The 9,496-nt window shown below is 64.1% G+C and carries 11 protein-coding genes, 2 tRNA genes and 1 pseudogene; 7 read left to right on the forward strand and 7 right to left on the reverse strand.

From position 1 onward, the window contains the following. Positions 1-739: 739 nt before the first annotated feature. Positions 740-1,030, forward strand: coding sequence for a hypothetical protein (locus HKK72_RS40230; protein ID WP_222721362.1), 291 nt, complete (start codon positions 740-742; stop codon positions 1,028-1,030). 88 nt (positions 1,031-1,118) lie between these two features. Next, a tRNA-OTHER gene (locus HKK72_RS31025) sits at positions 1,119-1,175 on the forward strand. Between the two features lie 65 nt (positions 1,176-1,240). Here the strand turns inward: HKK72_RS31025 and HKK72_RS31030 are convergent. Beyond that, positions 1,241-1,450 carry a tyrosine-type recombinase/integrase gene (locus HKK72_RS31030; RefSeq protein WP_315987541.1) on the reverse strand — a complete coding sequence of 70 codons (210 nt, stop codon included), beginning with the start codon at positions 1,448-1,450 and terminating at the stop codon, positions 1,241-1,243. Between the two features lie 36 nt (positions 1,451-1,486). Between HKK72_RS31030 and HKK72_RS42950 the strand changes: the two are divergent. Further along, positions 1,487-1,741, forward strand: a pseudogene (locus tag HKK72_RS42950) (ISL3 family transposase); the annotation flags it as partial. Between the two features lie 83 nt (positions 1,742-1,824). On the opposite strand, the gene HKK72_RS31035 reads toward HKK72_RS42950, so the two are convergent. Next, positions 1,825-2,208, reverse strand: a complete 384-nt coding sequence (locus HKK72_RS31035; RefSeq protein ID WP_187237995.1) for a DUF5997 family protein — start codon at positions 2,206-2,208, stop codon at positions 1,825-1,827. A gap of 55 nt (positions 2,209-2,263) precedes the next feature. Between HKK72_RS31035 and HKK72_RS31040 the strand changes: the two genes are divergently transcribed. Then, a complete protein-coding gene (locus tag HKK72_RS31040) occupies positions 2,264-2,947 on the forward strand; it encodes a LysR family substrate-binding domain-containing protein (RefSeq protein WP_315987540.1) in 684 nt (227 codons plus the stop codon). A 94-nt stretch (positions 2,948-3,041) separates the two neighbouring features. Continuing rightward, a tRNA-Glu gene (locus HKK72_RS31045) sits at positions 3,042-3,115 on the forward strand. A 161-nt stretch (positions 3,116-3,276) separates the two neighbouring features. Here the strand turns inward: HKK72_RS31045 and HKK72_RS31050 are convergent. Then, on the reverse strand, positions 3,277-4,275 hold the full coding sequence (locus tag HKK72_RS31050; RefSeq protein WP_187237996.1) for an aldo/keto reductase: 999 nt from the start codon (positions 4,273-4,275) through the stop codon (positions 3,277-3,279). A 179-nt stretch (positions 4,276-4,454) separates the two neighbouring features. Beyond that, positions 4,455-4,613, reverse strand: coding sequence for a hypothetical protein (locus HKK72_RS41630; RefSeq protein WP_261987376.1), 159 nt, complete (start codon positions 4,611-4,613; stop codon positions 4,455-4,457). Between the two features lie 314 nt (positions 4,614-4,927). On the opposite strand from HKK72_RS41630, the gene HKK72_RS31060 reads away from it, so the two are divergent. Then, a complete protein-coding gene (locus HKK72_RS31060; RefSeq protein ID WP_187237997.1) occupies positions 4,928-5,335 on the forward strand; it encodes a hypothetical protein in 408 nt (135 codons plus the stop codon). 533 nt (positions 5,336-5,868) lie between these two features. Then, positions 5,869-6,231: a CPCC family cysteine-rich protein gene (locus HKK72_RS31065; protein WP_187237998.1), complete on the forward strand. Its 363-nt coding sequence runs from the start codon at positions 5,869-5,871 to the stop codon at positions 6,229-6,231. A gap of 422 nt (positions 6,232-6,653) precedes the next feature. On the opposite strand, the gene HKK72_RS31070 is transcribed toward HKK72_RS31065, so the two are convergent. From HKK72_RS31070 to HKK72_RS31080, 3 genes are all read right to left on the reverse strand, one after another. After that, positions 6,654-7,205 (reverse strand): hypothetical protein, encoded by a 552-nt coding sequence (locus HKK72_RS31070; RefSeq protein WP_187237999.1) that lies wholly within the window; start codon positions 7,203-7,205, stop codon positions 6,654-6,656. A gap of 49 nt (positions 7,206-7,254) precedes the next feature. Next, entirely contained in the window at positions 7,255-8,346 is a 1,092-nt protein-coding gene (locus tag HKK72_RS31075; protein WP_187238000.1) for a hypothetical protein, read from the reverse strand. 851 nt (positions 8,347-9,197) lie between these two features. Then, the coding region (locus HKK72_RS31080) for an ATP-binding protein (protein ID WP_261987377.1) at positions 9,198-9,496 on the reverse strand (299 nt) is incomplete at its 5' end.

Raw genomic sequence — 9,496 nt, forward strand, 5'->3', positions numbered from 1 at the left:
TTCTGGCGCAGGACACTAGGTGGTTTTTAAGGTTTGGCTGGGATAAAGGAGGATCGTGATGATTTCTATGGTCCTCTCCAGCGTTCGGAGCCTCCGGCAAGAGGCGAGGACGGCAACACCTCATATGGCCATAGCTGGTAAACACCCGGGCGCTCCATGCTCCACCGACGTACCGTCAGGTGCAGCTCCGTCAGCCCCCGCAGCGAGGAGACGTGGATGCCCTACGTAAAACGACATAAGCGCAGCACCCGACGCCATACAGTCCGGGCGCATCGACGGAATCCTCCCTGGGTGAACACGGCACTGTTCATCATTCTGGTCATCGTGGTGGCTGCCGTGGCAGCCAAGATGGGCGCTGGGAACTAGCCGACTGGCCGACCTCGCTACCGCACGTCGCGAGCTTGATCACCGTGCAATTAGCGCGCATTTGAGCACGGTGCAGGAGGGGCAGGGAGGGACGGTCTGGGGTATGTGGTCGCGTTGGTCAGCGACCATAAGGGGCGGGCGGGATCGGTCTGATTCCCGAGTCGCCAGTGCTATCCACGGGACTGAGCGCGCACCGGTAGCTTCAGCGCCCCGGACCTCAACCGACCGGATTGCCCGTAGGACGAGGTCTGTCACTACCTCTCGCCGTTGGCGGAGCCAACCTACTCTGAGCCAGGCCCACCTGCTCCGCCGAACGTCTCGAGTCGTGGGGAGCTCCAAGGGCCGGTTTTGGCCATCTGCATAATGCACTGGCGTGGGCGACAGCGATGCTCTCGTGGTTCAACATGGGGACATGGTGCGGCGCGACCAGTACGAGCGGCTGGAGCGTCATCTGCGGGTAGACGGCCACGGGCGAATCGAGATGACCTTCTCCGAGGTCTCGGCGGTAATTGGGGCGCCCCTTCCACGAAGCGCCTTCGATCATCCGGCATGGTGGGGCTCCGACCCCAAACACACCCAGGCGGTATGGCTTGACGCCGGCTACCTGGCACGCCCTAACCTGACCGCTCAACGCGTCGTCTTCACCAAGACCGACGGAAGCTGACAGCAACGGTGACAGCAACAGCGGCAACCAACGACAGCCACCAGCACACCCCGACCATTGTCCGACCTCCGTGGAGAGCACCGTTGCAGGGTGGGTGGTACTCCTGAAAAGCGGAAGGTCGGCGGTTCGACCCCGCCCCTGCCCACCGCCTTTGAACAGCCGAAAGACCCCGAGCGAAGATCGCCCGGGGTCTTTTTGACAGCAACGGCATCAGCCGAGGGCATCCCCCAGCTTCCGCAGCGCCGCCCGTTTCTCATCCAGTGCCGCATGAGCGTAGATCGTCATGGTGACCTCGATGTCACTGTGGCCGACGATGTCTCTCACGATGTGCGGCGGGACGCCGAGGTCGAGCAGCAGCGACACGCACGTGTGCCGGATGTCGTGAAAGCGGAAATTGTCGAGGCCGGCCGCTTTACTGATCCGTCCCGTTCACAGCGGCTGCTGGGCCGGCGCCTTCCGCGTGCGCAAATCGACGGCGGAACGACCACCACCCTTGCCCGATGGCACCAAGTCCACGACCTACTCGACGCGGGCGTCGGCCTCGGCGAGTGCGCCCGGCGGCTGAACCTCGCCCTGGACACCGTCAAACGCTACGCGCGAATCGACAAGCCTGAGCGGATCCGGCGGGCGCCGCAATATCGTCCCGCCCTCGTCGACCCGCTACCGCGATCACCTGCTAAACGCCGGGCCGAAGACCCCGCGGTACCCGTCCTGCAGCCCTCAGTTACCACCGAGAGAGCGACAGAGCCGAACGCTGGACAGACCCCGGCAGAGACCAACCTCGTTCCGGTGGGTCAAGCCTTGGCACGCTGCTGCTTGAGGTGGAGCTCATCTTGGCGGACCCGGGTTTGGATGGTCTGCTCGCGTTCTAGCCAGTCGGGTCTTTCGGCCTTCAAGGTCTCGATCTCGGCGGTGGTAAGAGGGCCTGTGATGTCGGCGCGGGCCAGGCCCGAGGCGGAGACGCGGAGCTTGGCGGCGACGACCTGGCGGGGGTGGGGGCCCTCGCGGCGCAAGTCGGCGAGCCAAGAGGGCGGGTCGGCCTGGAGCGCGTTCAGCTCGTCCCGGGAGACGACGCCCTCCTGGAATTCGGCGGGCGCTGCCGACAACAGGATCCCCAGCTTCTTGGCCGCGGTCGCGGGCTTCATGGTCTGCGGGGCCTTCGCCTTGGACGTGCTCATGAGCTCAAGAGTAGCCAGCAGGAGGGAGTCGTCTGGACGCGGTTAGGCTGAGAAGGTGACCAAGAGTGAGTTCCGGCTGGCCTACGCGCCGGGAATGACGCCCGGGAAATGGGCCCGGGTATGGGCCGAGCGGGTACGGGAGGTGCCGCTTCGGCTGATCCAGATGCCCGCCGCCGAGGCTGTCCTCCTGCTGCGGAACGGGGGCGTGGACGCGGCGTTTGTGCGCCTGCCCGTCGACCGCGAAGCTCTCCACGTGATCCCGCTGTACTTGGAGACGACCGTGATGGTGGTGCCGAAGGATCACGCAGTGGCCGCAGTCGAGGAGGTGGAGCTTGCCGACCTCGCCGACGAGCATGTGCTCGAGCCGCTCGACGAGGACTTGGCCTGGGTCGACCGGCCCGGGCAGCCCGCCTTCACCCGTCCCGAGAGCACGGCGGACGCGATCGAGCTGGTGGCGTCAGGGGCTGGAGTACTACTGCTCCCTCAGTCTCTGGCCCGTCTCCACCACCGCAAAGACCTCACCTACCGCACCGTGACCGACGCCCCTCAGTCCCAGATCGGCCTGGCCTGGCTCGAGGCCGAGACGACCGACCTCATGGAGGACTTGATCGGCATCGTCCGCGGCCGCACCCCCAACAGCTCCCGTGGCCGTACCCCCCAACAACCACCCACCCGTAAGAAGCCCCCGCAAAAGGACTCCACCCCCAAGCCTCGCCGCCGGACGCGCCGCCCGACGTGAATAGGGTCAGTGCTGTGGTGGTCAACGGAGTCCGAACAAACTCACCGCGGCGACCATCACGAGCGAGGTCAGAAGTCGAGGTCTATTCCTGGCGGCCCCCAGGTCAGCGACCAAGATCATGCCCGCCCTTTCAAGGCGGTAGCACGGGTTCGAATCCCGTTGGGGGCATATCGGACGAAGGCCCAGGCCAGAGACATGATCTCCGCCTGGGCCTTCACGCGTTCCAGGTCGGCGAGGGTCGACACCTGTGAACTGTGACGACGCACTGCACGATCCCCGAGTCGACGCAGGACGTTGTGGCCGTCGTGGACTCGGGGATCAACCGGTTCTCACCACGCGAATGCCTCTGGCGACGGCCCGGGACCCGGGAAGATCTCCTCTAGGCCCGTGAGGAATTCCTCAGACAGCTCCGACTCGACGGCGCGCAGGGCCGAGTCGAGCTGCGCCTGCGTACGCGGTCCGACGATCGGGCCGGTCACCCCAGGCCGGGTGAGCAGCCAGGCCAGGCCCACGTCGCCCGGCTCCATGCCGTGCTTGTCGCAGAGATCCTCGTACGCCTGAATGCGCCCTCGCTGAGCCGCATCGGCCAGAATCTGCGCGCTGCGCTGCCCGCTCGTCGAACGCACGGCTCCGCCTTCGCGCTCCTTACGCAACACTCCGCCGAGCAGCCCACCATGCAGCGGCGACCACGGGATCACCCCGAGGCCGTACACCTGTGCGGCTGGGATGACCTCCATCTCGGCGCGCCGCTCGAACAGGTTGTACAGGCACTGCTCGCTGACCAGCCCGAGCGAGCCGCGCCGGGCGGCCGTCTCGTTGGCGCGGGCGATGTCCCAGCCGGGGAAGTTGGAGGACCCGACATAAAGGATCTTGCCCTGCTGGACCAGGACGTCCATCGCCTGCCAGATCTCCTCCCACGGTGTCGCCCGGTCGATGTGGTGGAACTGGTAGACGTCGATGTAATCCGTGTCGAGCCGCCGCAGGGAGGCGTCAACGGCGCGGCGGATGTTGAGCGCGGACAGCTTGTCGTGGTTCGGCCAGACATCGCCGTCCGGACCCATGTTCGCCCACACCTTGGTGGCCAGGACCGTCTTGTCCCGGCGGCCGCCGCCCTTGGCGAACCAGGTGCCGATGATCTCCTCGGTACGACCCTTGCTCTCCCTCCCGCCATAGACATTGGCAGTGTCGAAAAAATTGATCCCCGCGTCGAGCGCCGCGTCCATGATCTCGTGACCATGCGGCTCGTCGGTATGCTCGCCGAAGTTCATGGTGCCGAGCACCAGCCGGCTCACCTTGAGCCCAGTACGACCTAGTTGTACGTATTCCATGAGCAGCAGCCAAGCACCTGGAGCGCGCTCGAGGTCAAGTTGAATCAGACGAGGCACTCGCCTCGCCCCCGTCGATAAAGCGGAAGGTCGGCGGTTCGACCCCGCCCCTGCCCACTGCCTCTGAACAGCCAGGACGCCCCGAGCGATTATCGCTCGGGGCGTTTTTGACGGCAACGTCCTCAGCCGAGAGCATCCCCCAGCTTCCTGAGCGCTGCGCGTTTGCCGTCGAGCGCCGCATGCGCGTAGATCGTCATCGTGACCCCGATGTCGTTATGGCCGACGATCTCCCGGACGATGTGCGGCGGGATGCCGACCGCCAGGAGCAGCGAGACGCACATGTGGCGCATGGTGGAATCGGATGTCATCCAGGCCGGCCGCCGCCCGGACACGACCCTAACTCCGGCGCAGATTGTCGGGCTCCATCGGAGTGCCGCGCAGCGAGGGAAAGAAGACAAGGCCGTTGTCCTCCCAGTCCGGCCAGGCCGCGAGCGCTCGGCCGCCTGCCGTCATGAAGCGCCGCCGTCCTCGGCGCCCGACACCGTCGCTACGGGCGTGCGGCGTGAGCGCCGGACCCTCTGGCCCGTCCCGATCGGGCGGCAGGCTGCTCCGGCCGACCTTGCTTGTCCTGTCCGGACATGTGAGCCTTGTGAAGGTGACCTTCGAGGTGAATGGATACCGCCTGTCGGAACTGGTCAGGGACCCCGTCGCGGTAGAGCGTTCGCTGGCTGATCTCGGCAAGGTACTGGCGGCTGCCCGAACGCGCATGACACATCTCGGCAGACACGATCTGGCCGACCGCCTGGATGCCTTGTCCCGCCAGTTGCAGGCAAGCGAAGAGGTGATCGACGATGCCTTCGACCACGCTTTCAAAGAGGTCACAGGCGCGGCTGCCGACGCCTGCGCGGAAGCCGCCGGGCCGGATGGCATACGTTCCCCGGACGACAGGAATGCGCACATCTACCAGGCGCTCACCTGGGGCCTCGTTGACCTGGTCACGGTCCGCATCGGAGGTCATGGCACCATCGAGCATCCTGGCGGGTGCTCCACCCGAAGTCGATGAAGGCCCAGGAAAACCAGCGCGCCTCCCTCCACTGGGGACCGCGAACGCGCCGCAGCAACTCCAGAACCAAAGTGCGGGATATTCACGTGATGATCAGGTTCGCGTGCACGCTTAACTCAGCTCGCCCGAGGTCAGCGGGAGAGGGACGGCAAGATCCACGATCCTCTGTAAACCGTCGGCTGTGCCCGTTGCGTGCCCGTTAGAGCGAGCAATCGGGGACACGTACGGTCACTCACGGGGACACCGTCACTTCGGCGCAGGTCAGCCACATCGCAGGTGAGAGGCGAGCACTGGAAGTGACTTCCCAAGCTAATGTTCAGGTCGCTCGCCGTGGGTGGCTGGGCACCGTCCGGGCTTGGGGGCTCTCGCTGCCGCCCCCGCTTCCGCTTCTCGGGCCGTGGCCGGCCCTGCGGTACGGGTCAGGGTTGCCCTCGAACTACCTCGGTCCTGTGTCAGGCGGTGCTGCTGCTGGAAAGCAGGGAGAGCACTCGGTCTGCGGCACAGCAGCCGGCGCGATCGGAGAGAATGCGGACATGGCAGACCAACCTGGCGCGGAGGAGCTCGCCCGGCGCATCCGATGGTTCGAGCAGTACACCGACCGGCTGGAAAACGACAGCATCCATTTGCCGGAACGCGATCGGCCTTACCCGTGTCCCTGCTGCGGGTACCTGACGCTGGACGAACGGGGCAACTTCGAGATCTGTTCCGTCTGCTTCTGGGAGGACGACGGCCAGGACGACCATGACGCCGACCTGGTCCGCGGCGGCCCCAACGGAAACCTCAGCCTCACCCAGGCGCGGCAAAACTTCGCCGCATTCGGAGCCAACCGCGAACGCGACCTCCCGCACGTCCGGGACCCACTGCCCCAGGAGCACCCACTCCACGAGCAGGATTGACCCCAGACACCCGGACCGGCCAGCGCGGGATATCCACGGGATGACCACCTTGGAGATAACCCTCTTGCGATGAGTCGGCCCAGGTCAAGGGGCCAATCCGGTAAGAAGCATCGCTGGATTCCTAAACCGTTTCCGGAAGCTGAGGGGTCCGTGCGCTGTGACGCCGTGACGCTGTGACGATTGTTCTGGGTTTCCGGCCCGGGGCTCCAGGCCGGCTTTTCCCTTGATCGTCGAGGTCTCATAGACCGCCGTTAGGGTGTTTCCGTGACACGCGAGGGCTACGCCGTGCAGCTGAGTCCGCGCAAGCACTACCGACACTCGCGGCGTGCTCTGCCCTCCTTTACTCTCGGCATCCGAGCGGATCCGCGGATCAACGGTCGGTACTCCTGTGCTTGGCCGGTAAGCGCCGGTGGTTGCGGCGCCTACTGCTCACCACCCCACCGTCGCGTAGCGCGGGCGTGCTGAGCAGACGCCCGGAGGGTCGCCCCGTAGTCGTCGGTCTGTCGGTAGATGATCTCCTGGTCGTCGAGTTGCGTGGGCCAGGTCATGATCAGGTAGTCCTCCACCGGCTCGGTGGCCACTCCATCGACGAGGGTGTCGCGGCCGCGTGCGTAGATCCTTAGCCGGTAGCGGCCAGGTCCGCCTGGAGTGAGTTCCGGCAGACCTGGCAGGTCGGACATCAGTCCGACCACACCTACCTCACCGGCGTCGTGTGCCTCAAGCGTAACCTCGGCTATCTCATCCCATTCTTCCTGGTGGGCGGACGTGGGGGCCGGCGCAGCTTGATCCCAGATCTGTACGGTCACGGCGACGTTGCCGGTATGAATGCCTGTAGAGACCACGGCGATACCGGGTTGTATTGCGACGAGGCCGTTGTCGAAGACAAGGAGATATTTCGGATCGGGCAGCGTGTCGGCGTCGGCGACGTACAGCTGGTGATAGGTCACGTGCACGTTGCTCTGCGCGGTCTCCACAGGCTTATCCATAAAAGTTATGGTATACCGGCTACTCGGTGTTTACCGGTCAAGGCGTGATCGAGACCGTGAACGGGTCGTTCTGGATCACCCGATAGGGCAGGTAGAACTGGGAGTTAAGTATGCTTCCGCCCGTGCTGTTCTGCGTTGAATCGATCATGCAGACGCTGTAGCCGATTGGGCCGGTCACGCCGGTCGGCTCGGGAATCGAACACCAGGTGAATGTTCGGGCTGGTCCTTGTGGATTGGCCGTACTCGCACCCTGCTGGGTGGAGCGGAATGGGTACTCGTCGCAACTCTTTCCCTGCGGGCGGGTGTAGCCAGGGCTCGGACAGGCGCGGCGTCCGTTGGCGTCAACCTTCGCGGAGTCGGTTTCCCGCTTGAGTGGAGTGCCACCTACCGCGCCTGGCAGGCCGCTGTTGAGCGCGTCTTGGATGTGTCTGGCCAACTCGGGATATGGGCCCGTCAGACTGTATGTCATCGTCGGCGTATAGCGGTAGTTGATGCAGCGGACGTTATTTACTCCCGGTACCGCGTTGTCGCACCGTACTCTTTGCCAAGATGACCATCCGTTTATTGATTGTCCAAATTGGGGACCGTGGAACCAGTAGTCGAGTCGGTGCGTCGGAAATCCGGTACTTCCGACGGTGGATACGGTGGTGCCAAAGACTCCTTGTCCATCGGCGAAGTGTGACGTAACGTTGAGTGGCTGCATTGGGAAGTCGTTCTGCAGGCCCGTGCATGTTCCGCCGGTGCAGGTAAGAGCCCCGTTGACGGTGGTGCCAACGGCCGCTCCCCATGCGTTGGACGTGGGACTGATCAGTATGTTCTGCTCATATGTCGGGAAAAACTCAGAGACGTAAACGTAGTGAAGGACGATGTAGGTCATTCCACCGACCACTTTTCCCGTTTGGTCGGTTACTGTGAAGGTGCCGTCATTGTAATAGCACGCCTCGTACCGATTGTGCCACATCCCGTCGTTCCTGTGATCCCAGCACCAGTCGGGCGGCGGCGTCGCTGCTGCAATGGCGGATTTCTTCCTGAGTTGCTGCACACCCGGTGCAGAATTCGAGACGATAGGACGCTCCTCGACGCAAGCGCGCAGATTGCCTTTGGATGGCGTTTTGAGCTCTTTGAGCATCTCGCTACAGGTTCTAGACTGTCTGGTCAGACCGCGCGTATCCTTGGCCGGTCTTGGAGCTTGGCTCACATGAGAATTGGGGTCTGGTGGTGGACTTGGTGAGGTCGTCTTGCCTGCTGCTGCTGCTGTCTGGATCGAGGAAAATGCCAAGACCAGGCTCACAGCCAGGCATGCCGCAGCAGCCAGTGCCTTCTTAAACAAGTTTCGTCTCCTCCGGGTTGCAGGAGCGCACATAGCGCATCCGGCGGACTTCGGATGGCGATCTCTGATGCGACTTCAATCTGACTGATCCACCATCCGAGATCAAGAGTCTCCTGACCGAAATATGTCGGAACTCTTGACCGAATTACTCTGACGTCGATGACAGGGGGTCGGTGGCCCCCGGTGGGTGGGCGCAAAAACCCGAGAGGCGCCTGGTCACAATGGATTCCGCAGATCATGTTAAACGCCGACGTCGCGGAGGCGAAGTACGAGGATGACGACTCAGGGGAATGGGCACGACGCAGGCAGTGCCGGAGCTGGCGGACGGATCTCATCCTGCTAACGCCTGGCTAGGACGGCTTCATCTGGGATCTGGCCCACATTTACACGGCCACGGACATCTGACGCCCCCAGACCCCCGCGAGCCGGAGCGCGCGAGACCGTCTGTCACACCATCCGTCATTCGCGCGGGAGAGCACCCCGGACCATGCCCCGCTTGCGATTCAGTGACCTCGAATGAAGCGTCCTCAGTTGACAGCAACGGTGACAGCAACAGCGGCCATCAGGTACAACCGCCGGCGCTGTCAATGCCGAGCGAATCCTGACCCCCTCGCGCCGAACGAACTTTGACCCCCTGATGTGTTTGGTCGTTACTGTTCGCGGTTGGTTGTGGCTGCGGGGACGCGGCCGAGGTCTCGGTTCTTGAGGCGGTAGCTGTCTCCCTTCATGCTGATGACTTCGGCGTGGTGGACGAGGCGGTCGATCATGGCTGCGGCGACGACGTCGTCGCCGAAGACCTCGCCCCAGCGTCCGAAGGGTTTGTTGCTCGTCACGATCAGCGAGGCCCGCTCATACGAGCAGGTCAGTAGCCATGACAGGCCGAATCGGTCTGCTTCCCAAGCTAATAGCGCGGGTTCGATTCCCGTCACCCGCTCCAGCATGACAAAGC

Origin of the sequence: Actinomadura sp. HBU206391 (genome assembly GCF_014323665.1) — a bacterium.
Lineage (GTDB): Bacteria > Actinomycetota > Actinomycetes > Streptosporangiales > Streptosporangiaceae > Actinomadura_C.